Origin of the sequence: Lysinibacillus sp. KCTC 33748 (genome assembly GCF_002237755.1) — a bacterium.
Lineage (GTDB): Bacteria > Bacillota > Bacilli > Bacillales_A > Planococcaceae > Lysinibacillus.
Genome location: NZ_MWSJ01000001.1, coordinates 139,402 through 156,430, shown reverse-complemented (window position 1 = coordinate 156,430; position 17,029 = coordinate 139,402). Strand labels below are relative to the sequence as shown.

The window sequence follows — 17,029 nt, the reverse complement described above, 5'->3', positions numbered from 1 at the left end:
GACCCTGCAGCGTAGTGACAGCAACAACGAAGCGGCTCATCGGACTCCCCAGGAAGCTCTGCTCTGCGTGAAAGCGAAGCGTCAGCGAATGTTTTATCTGTGCGAAAGCAAAGCGGCAGCTACAAAGCGCCCATCCGGAACGGAAATCAACCCCACGTTATTGTGAGTAGTCTTTTATGAGGAAATATGTATCTAGCTTGTCCTTTGCATTTTAAAAAAGAACGAATCATTCATGACTCGCTCTTTCTTTCCACTTGTTTTTCGTTGCCTCTCCTCCGCGAATATGACGTACGGCCTTATGGTAGGCGAGTATTTCCTTTACTTGCTCAGCTAATCCTTCATGAATTGTTGGCAGTCGCTCTGTTAAATCTTTATGCACCGTACTTTTTGAATAACCTGTCATTTTCGCGAGGACACGCACAGTCTCACGCGTCTCAATCAATAATTCACCGAGGCGTATACAGCGCTTCCGAATGTGCTCGTGCACGTTCTTCGTCCTTTCCACACAAATTCACAAATGGCGTTGGCATCAGATGCACGTCTGCGCATTTCTTCACATTATGTGAGGACAAAGCTGTTCAGAACACATTTTACATTTTCACGATAAAATACTGATTTTTTATGCATTTTTTAGTATTCGTTTCTTACATAGAAAAAGATCATTTTCATTGTTTAGGAGAAAACAAAATGGCCTATTATCAATTATACCTCGGCATAATTGATAATAGGCACGTTGTTGGGCATGAGTTCCTCTATTTCAGCAGCCGCTGAAATAGGTTAAAAGCCTAGTAATTTTTTCGGATTAATATATTTTCCGTTTTCAAGTACTTCAAAATGCAAGTGAATGCCAGCTGCTTGGTTCCACTCGTTGTCAGTCGCTTTTCCTAGTGCTTGACCTTGTGTTACCTCATCGCCTTCTTTGACAGCAATGTCTTTTACAGAGCTATAATGTGTTTCCTTACCATTTGCATGCTCGATCACAATTTTATTGCCTGTAAATGCGTCAAGCTTTACTTGTTTTACTTTTCCGCTTAAAGCAGCAAGTACTTCGAATTCTTCACCATTCATAGAAAGAGAAATACCAGAAGATGTCGTAAATGTTTGATTAAATACCATTAGTGCTTTTTCACGTGACTCAGCATTTGCCTCTACATCATAAAACTCTTGTGAAACTTGAATTTTATTAAGATTTGCTTCCTTGAACGGGTACTTCATATTTTCTGTTCGTGCATTGGTTTCAACTACAGGACCTGAATCTACTTCTGCTACTTCTGGTAATGGAGCCTCTTCTACTTTTGATACAAGACTATTGTAACCAAGTAGTAAACCTGCTAGCATTAGAGCTCCACCAGCGTAAACAGCTGGCCAAAACCATGGCTTCTTCTGTAATTGAACTTTTTCATCTTGATTTTGAGAAGTTTTACTATTTTTATCCTCTCTCATTTTCATCACCTCTAGTTGCAGTGTGAACAACTAGAAGTTATTTTAAACATGCATCTATCTTTTTTATCTCAGTATCTTGATAATAGTAGTGTAAAATTTCGGCAGCAGTTTTCCCATCACTTGCCATAGCATCTGCTCCATATTGACTCATCCCTACCCCATGCCCGTATCCTTTCGTGCTCACCAGCACTTTTCCAGCAGTGGAATTATAAGAGATTTTAAAGTCTGTTGATGCTATTCCCAAAAGTGTTCGAACCTCTCGCCCTGACCATATATTCTTCCCTAACTGCATGCGCTCAACACGTCCGGAATCATTTAAAAAGAACTGTACACGGTTGAAATCATTTGCCTGCCATTTAACAGGCCACAATGCATTCCACTCAGCCAATGTCCATTCTTTTATCGCTGCAAACTTTGGTGATGATTGATCCGTATTACTCGCGACGCTTTGTAAATATGGTACATCATTGCCACTAAAACCGTAGGCACTTTCTGTTTTCCCATTACTAGTAGAGTGAAACATTGCCGTAATTAATTCATTATTATATAGAAGAACTTGTCCTTTCGTTTCGTTAATAGCCTCGACAATTTTCTTTTCATTCCCCGGGAAATTGCTAGTCCAATTCTCTTTTCTTTGTTCCTTATTGTAAAAAACTTGTCTAGCAACAGTAGGAGCGATAGCTATTTTACCGTAATTTGTCGATTTCAACGCGTAAGTTCTTGCAGCAATAGCCTGTGCCTTTAAAGCTTCTTTTTTAAATGAAACAGGCATTTCTGCAGCTACCACACCAGTCACATACGTTTCTAAAGGGATTTTCTCCGGTTGTCCCTCCACTTCTATGAAGATTTCACAAGCTTGTTCTGTTGTTGCAGGCGCATCCTCAACCGTACGTCTCTCACCAAATGCCACAGGAAGCATATATAATGCTCCAGTCAAACAAATTATGCCTATACTCATTATCCATTTTTTCATAAGGAATAATATGCTAAAACTTTTCAAAATATGTGACCGTTGGTGAAGGCAACTTCAATCTAGCATGGTAAATAAATTGAGGGCTACATATGTAAAGCATGCATAAAAGAAGCGTATTTCCGTCATATAAAAAGGATGTTAGTTCCTATATATTAGCGTTTTAAAAACGTATGCCCTGCTATAAAGTGATCTTCGTTCCGGCCCGGCGACTCCTTGGGGATTAGCAATAGAGGAACGGAGGCAAAAAGCATCACATCCTGTGATAACGCCTTCGTGACCAACATCGCGCCCAGCCGGAACGGAACTCAACTTCACGTTATGATGATAAGCAATTATTAGACTATCGCCAGCGTGGATTAAACTATAAAGAAAAAACCCTTTGCTCTTAAGCAAAGGGTTTTAGAATCTATTTAGTTTGTTGGTAATTCTACAGTTGTTTTTTCTTCAACGATAACATCCTCTACTGGTACACGTTCAATCTGTGCGCCAAGTAAAGCCAATTTGCCGTGGAAATCAACATAACCACGATCTAAGTGATGAAGTTTTGTAACTCTAGTCACACCTTCAGATACAAGACCTGCTAAAATTAGTGCAGCCGCAGCTCGTAAATCAGTCGCCATAACTTCAGCACCCTGAAGATCTATTGGCCCTTCGATAAACACAGAACGTCCTTCTATTTTAGCACTGGCATTCATGCGACGGAACTCCTCAACATGCATAAAACGATTTTCAAAAACCGTTTCCGTAATAATACTAGTACCTTCAGCAGTTAGCATTAAAGCCATCATTTGAGATTGCATATCTGTTGGGAAGCCTGGATGTGGCATAGTTTTAATATCAACAGCTTTTAATGGTTTAGGAGCGCGTACGCGGATTCCTTCTTCTAGCTCAGTGATTTCTACACCCATTTCACGCATCTTTGCAATTAATGCTGTCATATGCTCAGGAACTGCATTTTCAATCGTTACATCACCTTTTGTAATTGCTGCTGCAACCATAAATGTGCCAGCTTCAATACGATCAGGAATAATATGATGCTCTGTTCCATATAATGTATCGACTCCTTCGATACGAATTGTATTCGTACCTGCTCCGATAACACGACCACCCATATTATTAATAAAGTTTGCAAGATCCACAATTTCAGGCTCTTTCGCTGCATTTTCAATTACAGTCGTTCCTTGCGCTAACGCTGCAGCTGTCATGATATTTTCTGTTGCCCCAACGCTAGGGAAGTCCAAATACACATTTGCGCCTTTTAAACGTCCATCTGCCTTTGCCTCTACAAAACCATGGCCAAACGAGATTTTTGCCCCCATAGCCTCAAAGCCCTTTAAATGTAACTCAATTGGACGGGAACCGATTGCACAGCCCCCAGGTAAAGCAACACGAGCATAGCCATTTCGAGCAAGTAAAGAACCCATCACTAAAATCGATGCACGCATTTTACTTACATATTCAAATTGAGCTTCACTAGAAAGTTCTTTTGTTGTGTCGATATATACTGTATTGTCCTCAGGTATATATGTAACAGCCGCATTTAGACTTTTTAGTACTTCATTTATAGTAAAGACGTCTGCTAAGTTAGGGACTTCCTTAATTACATTTTCTCCTTTAGAAGCAAGTAAAGCTGCTGCTAGGATTGGTAACACCGCATTTTTTGCGCCCTCTACGCGTACTTTCCCCTGTAGCTGTTGGCCGCCAGTCACTATTATTTTTTCCACCCTATGTCCCTCCGAATTCAATCTATTAACCTATCAAAATTTTATTTTAAAAAGAAGTATAATGTCATAATCAGTAAACAAACAACTCTATAGTACAACTTTTCTTACGCTCGTTCAAGCGTCCAAATCACTATTTTACGTCATTTTTTAATATTTTGCTATTTATTTATTGTACGCATGATTTTTTTTTTTGTGAATGACCAATAACATGGAAGATAAGCGTAAATTTTTAATATATACCCAAAGATTTGTGAACAAAAACCGAAATCTCACAAATTTCTTTTTTTACATATTTCAAAGGACCACATAAATTATGTTATAAAGCCCTGTGAAATATGTAGATTCAACATCTAACATATAGAAAGTAATAACGGTCTCTTAAAATAAATACGGAAGCTTCCCAGACCAATTTGAAAATTGGAGAAAGAAATTTGAAACGACTGATCCTATTGCAACGCTTAATAAAATATAAATTAATTGGACTTGAAATACTTTATTCTTCTTAAAAAGCTTTTCTAACATAAACGCTTGTAGCGCATAAAAGGTAATACCGATAAAAAATATGTGCGATAGAATACCTATTAAAGCTTCCTGCCCTACTGCCCTATATAATTCCATGTTGTTCCTCCATATTCCTTCCTCTAGCCACTGTGGAATAATGTTAAAAAACGGACAGATGTTGAATCTGCCCGTTAAAATTTGAATTAGATATTACCCTCATGAACGTTGATACGATTCAACGCACGTTTTAATGCTAGGTCAGCACGTTTGAAATCAATGTTATCTTGTTTATCTTGAAGACGTCCTTCAGCACGTTTAACGGCTTCTTTAGCACGTTTAACATCAATGCTTTCAGCAATTTCAGCAGATGGCGCTAAAATTGAGATTTTTTCAGGGCGAACTTCAATGAAACCACCGCTTAAAGCTACAAGTTCAGTTGAACCGTCTTCTTTTTTAAGCTTCACTGCACCAATTGCAAGTGGAGCGACCATAGGAATATGGCCTGCAAGAACACCGATTTCTCCTGAAGTTGTCTTTGCGATTACCATTGATACTTCAGAATCGTATACTGGGCCGTCGGGAGTGACAATATTGACTTGAACTGTCTTCATATTTTTTCCTCCTCGTCCCTAGTATTAAACCTCTACGCCCATGCTTTTCGCTTTTTCAACTACTTCATCAATAGAACCAACTAGACGGAAAGCATCTTCTGGTAGGTGATCCCATTTGCCATCAAGGATTTCCTTGAATGAGCGAACAGTTTCTTTAACAGGTACATAAGAACCTTTTTGACCAGTAAATTGTTCCGCAACGTGGAAGTTTTGAGATAAGAAGAATTGAATACGACGAGCACGTTCTACTGTTTGTTTATCTTCATCAGATAATTCATCCATACCTAAGATAGCAATGATATCTTGTAATTCACGGTAACGTTGGATTGTACGTTGTACACCAGTAGCGATAGCGTAGTGCTCAGCGCCCACGATTTCAGGTGATAAAGCACGAGAAGTCGAAGCTAATGGGTCAACCGCAGGGTAGATACCCATTTCTGATAATTTACGCTCAAGGTTAGTAGTTGCATCTAAATGGGCGAAAGTTGTAGCTGGAGCCGGGTCAGTATAGTCATCGGCTGGTACATAAATCGCTTGGATAGAAGTTACAGAACCTTTGTTAGTAGATGTGATACGCTCTTGTAATTTACCCATTTCAGTTGCAAGTGTTGGTTGGTAACCTACCGCAGAAGGCATACGACCTAATAGGGCAGAAACCTCAGAACCTGCTTGTGTGAAACGGAAGATATTGTCGATGAATAAAAGTACGTCAGCACCTTGCTCATCACGGAAGTATTCTGCCATTGTAAGACCAGTTAAAGCTACACGCATACGTGCGCCTGGTGGCTCGTTCATTTGACCGAATACCATCGCTGTTTGCTTGATAACGCCTGAATCGCTCATCTCGAAGAATAAGTCGTTCCCTTCACGAGTACGCTCACCTACACCAGCGAATACAGAGATACCTGAGTGCTCTTGTGCGATGTTGTTGATTAATTCTTGGATTAATACTGTTTTACCTACACCGGCACCACCGAATAGACCGATTTTACCACCTTTGATGTATGGTGCTAATAAGTCTACTACTTTGATACCTGTTTCAAGAATTTCAACTGTAGTTGAAAGTTCATCGAAAGATGGTGCTTCGCGGTGAATTGAATCACGACGAACGTCAGCTGGAATCTCTTCACCTAAGTCGATTACTTCTCCTAGAACGTTGAATACACGTCCTAAAGTAACTTCACCAACTGGTACTGAGATAGCTTTTCCTGAGTCTGTTACTTCTGCTCCACGTTGTAAGCCATCAGTAGATGACATTGCAATTGTACGAACAGAATCATCACCTAAATGAAGAGCAACTTCTAATGCAAGAATTGTTGGTTCTTCATTAGGACGTTCAATCTTAACTGTTAATGAGTTATAGATTGCTGGTAATTGGCCGTTGTTAAATTTTACGTCAACAACTGGACCCATTACTTGAATAACATGTCCTTTATTCATTACTGTGTACCCTCCTATCGTATTCTTATACGACATTGGGAAGCTGGGCCTATTCTAAGGCTGCAGCTCCACCAACGATTTCTGTAATTTCTTGTGTAATTGCTGCTTGACGTGCACGGTTATATTGCAATGAAAGGTCTGAAATAAGATCAGATGCATTATCAGTTGCATTTTTCATAGCAGTCATACGAGAAGCATGTTCACTTGCTTTCCCATCTAATAATGCGCCATAAACTAAGCTTTCCGCGTATTGTGGAAGTAATACTTCTAGAATTGCTTCACCAGATGGTTCAAATTCGTAAGAAGCATTACTGCTAGCAGGTGCAAGATCCGTTAATGGAAGAAGTTTTTTCTCTGTCACTTCGTTAGCAATTGCGCTGACAAAGTGATTGTAGTACATATAAAGTTCATCATACGTACCATCAGTGAACATACCAACAGCTTTACGAGCGATTTCTTTAATATCAGCAAATGTTGGTTGGTCCGGAAGACCGACAACATCGCTGATGACATTATGATCACGTTTCACAAAGTAATCACGAACAACACGACCTACCGCTAAAATAACGTATTCGTCTTTTGATTTATGACGCTCGTCAATTGTACGTTGTACTTGACGTAGGATACTTGAGTTGTAAGCACCTGCAAGACCACGGTCAGAACCAATGACTAAGTAAGCTGTTTTCTTAACCGGACGAGCAGTTAACATTGGATGTCCACTGTCTTTTGTCCCTGAAGCGATCGCGCCTACTACGTCCTGGATTTTTTCCATGTAAGGAACGTACGCTTTAGCGTTTTGCTCTGCACGACGTAACTTTGAAGAAGAAACCATCTGCATCGCTTTCGTAATTTGTTTCGTACTCTTTGTAGAATTAATACGACCTTTTATTTCGCGTAAGTTTACCACTGGTATTTCACCACCTTTTGTTTTTTAATCAAGTGACTAGCTCGAACTTATTCTGATTTAGCGAAAGTTTTTTTGAACTCAGTTAAAGCTGCTACGTAATCCGCATCAGGAGCAAGTTCTTTTGTAGTACGAACGTGATCTAAAACGTTTGTGTGGTTTGTATCTAACCAGCTTAAGAATTCACCTTCAAAGCGAACGATATCTTGTACTGGAATATCATCTAAGTGACCTTTAGTTAATGCATAAAGGATAGCAACTTGTTTTTCAACTTTAAGTGGTTTGTTTAGGTCTTGTTTAAGAACTTCAACCGTACGTTTACCACGCTCAAGTTTAGCAAGTGTGATTTTATCTAAATCAGAACCGAATTGAGCAAATGATTCAAGTTCACGGAATGCAGCTAAGTCAAGACGTAGTGTACCCGCAACTTTTTTCATCGCTTTAATTTGAGCAGATCCACCTACACGTGATACAGAAAGACCGGCGTTAATCGCTGGACGTACACCTGAGTTGAATAAGTCAGATTGTAAGAAAATTTGTCCATCAGTAATTGAGATTACGTTAGTTGGGATGTATGCAGAGATATCCCCAGCTTGTGTCTCAACGAATGGAAGAGCTGTAATAGAACCATTTTGATATGTTTCATTTAACTTCGCAGCACGTTCAAGTAAGCGGCTGTGTAAGTAGAAAACATCACCAGGGTATGCTTCACGACCTGGAGGACGGCGTAGAAGAAGTGAAAGTTCACGGTAAGCTGATGCTTGTTTAGAAAGATCATCATACACGATTAATACGTGCTTACCTTGTAACATGAATTCTTCTGCCATAGAAACACCAGCAAATGGTGCTAAGTATAGTAATGGAGCTGGTTGAGACGCAGCAGCAGTTACAACGATTGTATAATCTAACGCACCGTGCTTACGTAACGTTTCAACTACACCACGTACAGTTGATTCTTTTTGACCGATAGCAACGTAGATACAAATCATATTTTCACCATCTTGGTTTAAGATTGTATCGATTGCTACAGATGTTTTACCTACTTGACGGTCACCGATGATTAACTCACGTTGACCACGACCGATTGGTACTAAAGCGTCAATCGCTTTGATACCAGTTTGTAGTGGTTCGTGTACTGATTTACGAGCCATTACACCGAAAGCTGGACTTTCGATTGGACGAGATTTTGTTGTGTTGATTGGACCTTGTCCATCCACTGGTTGACCAAGTGGGTTTACAACACGGCCAATTAGTTCTTCACCAACTGGTACTTCCATGATACGACCTGTACGACGAACTTCATCGCCTTCTTTGATGTCTGCGTATGGACCTAAGATTACGATACCAACGTTACCTTCTTCTAGGTTTTGAGCCATACCCATAACACCGTTAGAGAACTCTAAAAGCTCTCCAGCCATGGCGTTGTCGAGGCCATGAGCAAGTGCGATACCGTCACCAATACGGATAACTGTACCAACTTCGCTTACTTTAAGTTCAGATTCATAATTCTCAATCTGTTGTTTAATCAGACTGCTGATTTCTTCAGCCTTGATGCCCATGTATGTCACCTCTCACATTTCTAAATTATTAACCGATTAATTCACGTTTTAGGCGCTCAAGCTTGTTCGCAACTGAGCTATCATAAATATGATTACCGATTTGAACACGAATACCACCAAGAAGTGATGGATCAATTTCGTTTGTAATGTTTAATGTTTGCTTCCCTACAAGTTTCGCAAATGTTGTAGAAATATTAGTGCTTTCTTCAGCAGAAAGTGCACGAGTAGAGAATACTGTTGCATCTGCAGAACCTTGTGCCTGTGCAGCAAGCTCAGCATATGCGTTCGCAATCAGCTTCACTTCGTTTACACGTTTTTTCTCAACAAGTAGTTGAACTGTGTGTAAAACTTCTGGAGTTGCACTTGCAAAGATTTCAGCTACCATTTGTTTCTTACGTTCGATAGAGAACTTAGGAGCATTTAAAAGTGTTAAAAAATCAGGAGATTCTTTGACTACTTTTGTTAGCTCGTTTAAGTCTGCTCCAACTTCAGCAAGAATGTTTTTTTGTTGCGCTAATTCAAATAGCGCTTGTGCGTAACGTTTTGCTACAGTTGAATTACTCATCGAGCTTCCCCTGCCTTCGCAATCGTCTCTTCAATTAGAGCACGGTTGTCAGCCTCAGAAATTTCTTTGCTAAGGACTTTAGATGCTGCAAGTACAGATAATGAAACGACTTCATCACGTACAGCTGCAATAGCTTTTTCTTTTTCAGACTCAATTTCACGTAAAGCCGATTCTTTTAAGCGGTTTGCTTCATTGCGAGCTGCAGTAAGAATTTCTTCTTTTTGCACTTCGCCTTGCTTCTTAGCGCCTTCAACAATCGATTGTGCTTCCGTACGAGCTTCTTTAAGAAGGCTCTTTTGTTCTTCTAAAAATTGGTGCGAATCTTTGCGAGCTTTTTCAGCTGCTTCGATTTCACTAGCTACTAATTCTTCACGTTGTTGCATGATGCCCATAAGTGGACCCCAAGCGAACTTTTTAAGTAAAAACATTAACACTAAGAAAATGATTAATGTTGCTGCGATGTCACCACCGTTGAAACCGGCACTAGCGCTGCCTAGTACAAGATTATCTAAAAACACGATTGTTTCACTCCCTTCAAGAGCTTTGACTTCAACATAATAAATTAATTAATTACTTGAAAAACTACCTATTTTAAAAAGCTATATTTACACATAGCTTTTATCAGTTCCAAAATGAAGGGCGAAGTTTCATCTAGAGATTTCTGCTTCGCCACTAGAATTCAGTGTACAACTGAATTATTTGTTCATTACGATGAATGCGATTACTACTGCGATGATTGGTAGGGCTTCAACTAATGCTACCCCGATGAACATTGTAGTTTGAAGAACGCCACGTGCTTCTGGTTGACGAGCGATACCTTCTACTGTTTTTGAAACGATAAGACCGTTACCGATACCTGCACCAAGTGCACCTAGACCGATTGCGATTGCTGCTGCTAATAAACCCATTTGAAAATTTCCTCCTTGGAATTGTTTGTTTTTTTTTGGTTTAAGCATAAGATTTATGCTTTATATTAATGGTCATCGCTCACTTTATGAGCCATGTAAACCATTGTTAACATTGTGAAGATAAAGGCTTGGATAAAGCCGATGAAAATAGAGAAACCTTGCCATGCCATCATTGGAACAATTGCTCCGACGAATCCCATTGGACCCGTAACAGCTAAACTTGCGATTAAGCCAAGTAAAATCTCACCTGCATAGATGTTACCGTAAAGACGAAGACCTAATGTTAAAGTGTTCGCAAACTCTTCAACGATTTTTAGCGGGAACATGAATGACATTGGTTTGAAGAATGTACCAACATAATGGCCTGTCCCCTTCATTTTAATACCATAGAAATGTGTTAAGGCTAAAATCATTGCTGCAAGAGTCATTGTAACGGTTGGGTCAGCTGTAGGTGATTTCCACCAAAGTTGGTGATCATAGACGATAGAGAATGGAAGACCTAATAAGTTAGATACAGCGATAAACATAATTAACGTGATACCTAAAATATGGAATCGCCCACCAGTTTTCCAGTCCATGTTGCTTTTGATGATGTTCTTTACGAAATCCATAATCCATTCCATAAAGTTTTGCATACCTGTAGGTTTTAACTTTAAGCTTCTAGTTGAGATGAATGCGATTAAGAAAACGACTACAGCTGCAACTAGTAACATCATTACAGTTGAAAGGTTGAATGTTAGTGTAAAAAGACCAAAGTCAACTACTTTCAATGGAGCTTCATGATTCATTGTTATTTTTCACCTCTCTTTCTAATTTAAAGCACATTAGCGGTTCTTTACATGGGACACAATTCTCTCGACAAAGAGAAAAACGTACGGAATCATTAGCCCTATGACCGTGCTAATTAAGTGAAAATAGTTTGGCAACGAAATGGCTAGAGCGACTGCCGCTACACCTGATCCAAAGCGGAGCATTGTACCAAGTGAGCCTATTTTCTTCCCTTCACTAATGGATCGATCAAACTTCTCCATACGGCGAACTAAAATCCAAAAATTATACGTACCAAAGAATGCACCGATTGCGATGCCCGCAAAAAACGTCTGATAGGGCGTAAATCCCCAGCCTAATGCACAGAGTGCGAGCAAAAAAAATAACGCTCTCTTCTGCATAGCAAAAATGTGATGCAAATCTAGCATTGGTTTATAATCTCCTGAATCATTTTTTCGAGTAAAGAAACATTTGCTGACCACTATGTGAAATCAGAAAAGAGCAGTGAAAAACACTACTCACAGCGGAATAGTAACGGGAGAGCGTCATTTTGAAATCACAGGTGTAAATCCCAAAAAATCTTACACCCCGAAACGCACAAAACGTTGCAAATCGACAGCTTTTAGTTTGAACTGTCAATTTAGTAGAAACTTGATGTAACAAGTGTTTCAACCTCTATTTACGAATAGAAACCCTTATCATTCTTACCCTTTGTAAGCATACAATAGGAGATATTTGAAGTCAATTAGTAAAGTAGAAAAACTTCACAGCCACTATACTCTTGTCAAATTGTTGACAAATTTGTGTATGAAAATTCATAGTTTCAAAATCACAGTTAACGTTTATGCAAAAAAAAGCTAATTTGCGACACATATATGCTCGCAAATTAGCCCGCCTACCATGATTAGTACATTAGACTCATTTTTCATTTCTGAAAAGGGATATTACTTGCTTTTTTGTAAAAATCCTAAAAGAGCCTTCACAATATACTCAGAAGCATGTCCATCACCATAAGGATTTGACGCTTTTGACATTGCTTCATAAGCATTTGTATCTTCTATTAATTGTTTAGCTAGAGAATAGATAGTTTCTTCTTCCGTTCCTGCTAGCTTTAGAGTCCCTGCTGCAATACCTTCTGGGCGCTCTGTTGTATCTCTTAGTACTAGAACTGGTTTACCTAATGAAGGTGCTTCCTCTTGGACACCACCAGAATCCGTTAATATCATATAAGAATTAGCCGCAAAGTTATGGAAATCAAAGACTTCAAGAGGTTCAATTAAATGAACACGCTTATGATCTCCTAAAATTTCATTCGCTATTTCTCGTACAGCTGGATTCATATGAACTGGGTAAACAACTTGTACATCCTCATGCTCTTCTAAAATTCTAGTAATCGCTCTGAACATATGACGCATAGGTTCACCTAGATTTTCACGACGATGTGCTGTTAATAAAATCATACGGTCTGTGCCTATTTTGTCTAAGACAGGATGTGTGTAATGTTCACTTACTGTTGTAGCTAATGCGTCGATCGCTGTGTTACCAGTGACAAAGATAGTATCAGGGTTTTTATTTTCATCTAAAAGGTTTTTCTTTGATACTTCTGTCGGTGCGAAATGAAGGTCAGCCATAACACCTGTTAACTGGCGATTCATTTCCTCTGGGTATGGTGAATACTTATTCCAAGTTCGAAGACCTGCTTCCACATGTCCGATAGCAATTTGGTTATAAAATGCAGCTAGACTTGCAATGAAAGTCGTTGCTGTATCACCATGTACTAAAACAATATCCGGTTTTGCTTCTTTCATAACTTTGTCTAAGCCCTGTAAAGCATTTGTCGTCACGTCAATTAATGTTTGACGATCCTTCATAATATTCAAATCGTAATCAGGTGCAATTTTAAATGTTTCTAAAACTTGATCGAGCATTTGGCGATGTTGGGCTGTTACCGTCACAATCGATTCTATTTGCTCAGGATGCTTTTGTAATTCCAATACTAGTGGGGCCATTTTAATAGCCTCTGGTCTCGTACCGAAAATCGTCATTACTTTCCATTTTTTCATCAAAACGATTCGCACCGTCCTTTGTTATATTTGTATGAAAAGTGCTTTACTTCCATTGATCTGCGTCATATGAGGCAAGTGTCGAACTTTAATAGAAGTAATTCGCCTAACATACTATGAAACGTCCTTCAATAATGAAGGACGCTCTCTATAGTTATAAGTTTCCTAAAAATTACATACTGACCCTATTTTTACGGCTTATCATCATAACGTAGGTTGATTTCCGTTACGACTGGGCGCTTTCCTGGGGGCGTCCGATGAGCCGCTTCGCTTCGCTCCAGGGTCTCATCTGTGACGCTGATCCCCGAGGAGTCGCCCAGTCTCCACTCCAATCAACTTATCATCATGATATACGTTTTAACAAAATGTCATCCCTATTTTCCGTTGTTGAATCTTGTTAATACCATTGAATAGTGTTCAGTATTATTTTGTACCAAATAGGCGGTCGCCTGCATCACCTAGACCAGGGACAATGTAGCCATGGTCATTTAATTTTTCATCAAGTGCAGCAATATAAATATCTACATCTGGATGATGTTTTTGAATTTCTTTAACACCCTCTGGCGCAGCGATTAAGCACATAAATTTAATGCTTTTCGCACCACGTTTTTTCAGTGAGTTGATCGCTTCCACTGCTGATCCACCAGTTGCAAGCATTGGATCTACAATGATGAAATCACGTTCTTCTACATCTGCTGGAAGTTTTGCATAGTATTCTACAGGTTTTAACGTTTCTGGATCACGATAAAGACCGATATGACCAACTTTAGCAGCTGGAATTAGATTTAATACGCCATCTACCATGCCAATACCTGCACGTAAAATTGGGACAATCGCAAGTTTCTTACCAGAAAGTACTTTTGTCTTAGCAACAGTAACCGGTGTCTCAATTTCAATTTCTTCTACTGGCATCTCACGTGTAATTTCGAATGCCATTAATGTTGCCACTTCGTCTACTAGCTCACGAAATTCTTTAGTTCCTGTATTCTTATCACGAATATAAGTTAACTTGTGTTGGATTAGTGGATGATCAAATACGTATACTTTGCTCAAAGGGATTCTCTCCTAACCGTTCGGATTCATTTTTATCTCAACTAGTATAACAGAAAAAAGGAGTCGTCTCAAAAATAAATTTGGGACAACTCCTTTTCAAGAATGTTTCCTACATATGCTAGCGATTATTTATCAAGTATTGTATCTACTTGTTCTATTGTCATTGGTTTGTAATAGTAATATCCTTGTCCTACTGTACAGCCTAATGCGCGTAAAATCTCAACCTGCTCTTTATTTTCAATACCTTCTGCGACCGAAGTCATTCCTAGGTTTAATGCTAATTGAATAATGGATCGGACAATAGCGAGGGTCGCACCATCATCAATAGCATTAATAAAGCTACGATCTATTTTTAATTCAGTAAAAGGCAGTCTTTGTAAATAACTTAAAGATGAAAAGCCTGTACCAAAGTCGTCCACCGAAGTTTTAAAGCCGTAGCCCTTTAATTCCTGGATAATTGAAAAAGCAGTCTGAAAATCAACTAGGCCAATATTTTCTGTCACCTCTAAAATGATATATTTCGGATCAATATCATATTTCCGAACGAGCCCCAATGTATCCTGTACAAAATTAGCATAGTAAAAATGATCAGGCGAAATATTGACTGCCACCTTCACTAATTTTTTCCCTATTTTCTCACGCTCTGCTAACCACGAAAGAACCAACTCTAATATTTGAACATCGATTTCGCGTACCTTCCCTGCACTTTCTGCCACTGGAATAAAGATTGCCGGTGACACGAAACCTAGTTTTGGAGAAATCCAGCGAGCAAGCGCTTCAATACTATGAATTTCTCCTGTCCGTAAATCAACCTTTGGCTGCAAATTCACCGAGATTTCTTTATTTTTTAATGCCTGTGCCAAATGGTTTAACACGGTCATTTGCTGCTCAAGTACATCGTTTCTTTCTTGTGTAAATATTTCCGTATGAGTACCCGGTTTATTGGCAGCAAAGGACACAGCATTATCTGCAAAGCGAATCGCATCAGCCATTTTGATCTCATCGTTATATAAAGCAATACCCGTTTTTAGCGTAATATAAATGCTCTTACCACCTATAATAAAAGGCTGACGAATAATCTCTTTAATGCGCCTTTCATAATAGAAGAAATCTTCATCAACTGTTGCATTTGACATGATTAAACTAGAGCTTGTAAATCTAGCAATATATTCGTTACGCTCATACTTCTCTTCATTTAAACGTTTGGCAATTTGTCTTAACAGCTCATCGCCCGCTTCACGTCCATATAACTCGACAATATGATGGAATTCGCTTGGCTTTAAGATTTTGATGTTCCCATTTTGACTGCACTCTTTTTCTACCTTATTTAAAAAACCGTGTCGATTTGGTAGCCCCGTTGTGATATCGACATAGGCTAAATCCCATATCTTTTTTTGTGTTTTTGCATACGAATATGCCAACGCAACAAGAGCACCGATTTTCCGAAACATATATTCAAGGAACTTACGATCACTACCATGTTGCTCTAACAAGATGGCAAACAATCCAATTGCTTGCTGTTGTTGATTGTATATTGGCATAAACCACCCAAATGACTTTTTAGATGAATTGGCAAACCTTTTATATTCTATTGGAATATCAATATCATCCAAATTTTTCACTAGAATGGACGTCTCCCCTTGCATAACACTCTTAAAAAAATCATTGTTTTCACAACAATCGGGTAAACTTTTTGTTTTATCGTTCCCTCTAAAAATCTGTAATTGATTTGCCTCCGTTTTGACAAGTACCATACTTGATATATTCGGCATAAAAAATTCATCTAAACCACTGCAAACAATGCTCATCTTTTTAGCAAAGGAATTGTCCTTTTCAATCGCTTCGTACATAGCATTCTCAAGGCGCATTAAAAACTCCACATTGTGAAAGTACGTAACATCCTTCACTAGTACTAAAACAAATAATGTTTCATCTTTATTATTTTGAAATGGGAGTGCTTGTACCTCTGCCCAAAAAAGAGGTTTATCGAAGCAACTATGGTGCAATTTCGCTTGTACCAAAACTCCACTATGTATTTTTTGTTTAATCTTTTCAACAGTTGTCTGTTCTTCGTTTGACAACCATGCAAAATAATCGCTATTTATTATTTCCGAACGTGTAGTATTTGTCAGCGTACAAAAAGAATCATTACATTCCAATACGCAATGATTATTTGTCGCATCAAAAATAACGTAGCTTTCTTTAGAATGATCTCCTAACCTACGAATTGTATTTAATAGTATTTCATTTTCTATGGACATCGTTTTAGTAACCATACAGCCCCTCCTCCCTCTTACATTGTACATAAAGATTCAATAAATTGTCACTTTTATAAAAAATCCTTTTTTCACAAGGACATCATCTGTCTCACTCTTCTATACTATATCCTTTTATACTAAGTTTATGTAAATAAATTCAAAAATAAAAGTATTTTATTTCCATTTGCAAAAAAACTTATCATCGAAACATGTGGTTGAGTTCCATTCCGCGGGCATCAGTGCGAGCGGCTGGCAGCAA

Annotated in this window: 17 protein-coding genes; all 17 read right to left on the bottom strand. The window is 38.8% G+C overall.

All coding sequences use genetic code 11. The features are described from left to right. Nucleotides 1-226 precede the first annotated feature (226 nt). Nucleotides 227-487 carry a sporulation transcriptional regulator SpoIIID gene (locus tag B1B04_RS00715; RefSeq protein WP_079559420.1) on the bottom strand — a complete coding sequence of 87 codons (261 nt, stop codon included), beginning with the start codon at nt 485-487 and terminating at the stop codon, nt 227-229. A 290-nt stretch (nt 488-777) separates the two neighbouring features. Beyond that, nucleotides 778-1,443, bottom strand: coding sequence for a M23 family metallopeptidase (locus B1B04_RS00710; protein WP_079559419.1), 666 nt, complete (start codon nt 1,441-1,443; stop codon nt 778-780). 37 nt (nt 1,444-1,480) lie between these two features. Continuing rightward, nucleotides 1,481-2,416 carry a stage II sporulation protein D gene (spoIID, locus tag B1B04_RS00705; protein WP_079559418.1) on the bottom strand — a complete coding sequence of 312 codons (936 nt, stop codon included), beginning with the start codon at nt 2,414-2,416 and terminating at the stop codon, nt 1,481-1,483. Nucleotides 2,417-2,826: 410 nt separating this feature from the next. Then, entirely contained in the window at nt 2,827-4,140 is a 1,314-nt protein-coding gene (murA, locus tag B1B04_RS00700) for a UDP-N-acetylglucosamine 1-carboxyvinyltransferase (protein WP_079559417.1), read from the bottom strand. A 378-nt stretch (nt 4,141-4,518) separates the two neighbouring features. Continuing rightward, nucleotides 4,519-4,758 carry a DUF1146 family protein gene (locus B1B04_RS00695; protein ID WP_079559416.1) on the bottom strand — a complete coding sequence of 80 codons (240 nt, stop codon included), beginning with the start codon at nt 4,756-4,758 and terminating at the stop codon, nt 4,519-4,521. An 86-nt stretch (nt 4,759-4,844) separates the two neighbouring features. Continuing rightward, nucleotides 4,845-5,252, bottom strand: a complete 408-nt coding sequence (locus tag B1B04_RS00690) for a F0F1 ATP synthase subunit epsilon (RefSeq protein ID WP_079559415.1) — start codon at nt 5,250-5,252, stop codon at nt 4,845-4,847. 24 nt (nt 5,253-5,276) lie between these two features. Then, entirely contained in the window at nt 5,277-6,692 is a 1,416-nt protein-coding gene (gene atpD, locus B1B04_RS00685) for a F0F1 ATP synthase subunit beta (protein ID WP_079559414.1), read from the bottom strand. Between the two features lie 49 nt (nt 6,693-6,741). Continuing rightward, nucleotides 6,742-7,599: an ATP synthase F1 subunit gamma gene (gene atpG / locus B1B04_RS00680; RefSeq protein ID WP_079559413.1), complete on the bottom strand. Its 858-nt coding sequence runs from the start codon at nt 7,597-7,599 to the stop codon at nt 6,742-6,744. 47 nt (nt 7,600-7,646) lie between these two features. Further along, nucleotides 7,647-9,155, bottom strand: coding sequence for a F0F1 ATP synthase subunit alpha (atpA, locus tag B1B04_RS00675; protein WP_079559412.1), 1,509 nt, complete (start codon nt 9,153-9,155; stop codon nt 7,647-7,649). 28 nt (nt 9,156-9,183) lie between these two features. Continuing rightward, nucleotides 9,184-9,720 (bottom strand): F0F1 ATP synthase subunit delta, encoded by a 537-nt coding sequence (locus B1B04_RS00670; protein ID WP_079559411.1) that lies wholly within the window; start codon nt 9,718-9,720, stop codon nt 9,184-9,186. Next, nucleotides 9,717-10,238, bottom strand: coding sequence for a F0F1 ATP synthase subunit B (atpF, locus tag B1B04_RS00665; RefSeq protein ID WP_079559410.1), 522 nt, complete (start codon nt 10,236-10,238; stop codon nt 9,717-9,719). The genes B1B04_RS00670 and atpF overlap by 4 nt, the downstream gene beginning before the upstream one ends. A 177-nt stretch (nt 10,239-10,415) precedes the next feature. Then, complete coding sequence (gene atpE / locus B1B04_RS00660) at nt 10,416-10,628, bottom strand: F0F1 ATP synthase subunit C (protein WP_049668022.1); 213 nt, start codon at nt 10,626-10,628, stop codon at nt 10,416-10,418. 65 nt (nt 10,629-10,693) lie between these two features. Continuing rightward, the gene (atpB, locus tag B1B04_RS00655) at nt 10,694-11,416 is read right to left on the bottom strand and encodes a F0F1 ATP synthase subunit A (RefSeq protein WP_079559409.1); all 723 of its coding nucleotides are present in this window, start codon (nt 11,414-11,416) and stop codon (nt 10,694-10,696) included. A 36-nt stretch (nt 11,417-11,452) separates the two neighbouring features. Then, nucleotides 11,453-11,824, bottom strand: a complete 372-nt coding sequence (locus B1B04_RS00650; protein ID WP_079559408.1) for an ATP synthase subunit I — start codon at nt 11,822-11,824, stop codon at nt 11,453-11,455. Nucleotides 11,825-12,340: 516 nt separating this feature from the next. After that, a complete protein-coding gene (gene wecB / locus B1B04_RS00645) occupies nt 12,341-13,462 on the bottom strand; it encodes a non-hydrolyzing UDP-N-acetylglucosamine 2-epimerase (RefSeq protein WP_079559407.1) in 1,122 nt (373 codons plus the stop codon). A 420-nt stretch (nt 13,463-13,882) separates the two neighbouring features. Further along, nucleotides 13,883-14,512, bottom strand: a complete 630-nt coding sequence (gene upp, locus B1B04_RS00640; protein ID WP_079559406.1) for a uracil phosphoribosyltransferase — start codon at nt 14,510-14,512, stop codon at nt 13,883-13,885. Nucleotides 14,513-14,637: 125 nt separating this feature from the next. Next, entirely contained in the window at nt 14,638-16,788 is a 2,151-nt protein-coding gene (locus tag B1B04_RS00635) for an EAL domain-containing protein (RefSeq protein WP_079559405.1), read from the bottom strand. Between the last annotated feature and the right edge of the window lie 241 nt (nt 16,789-17,029).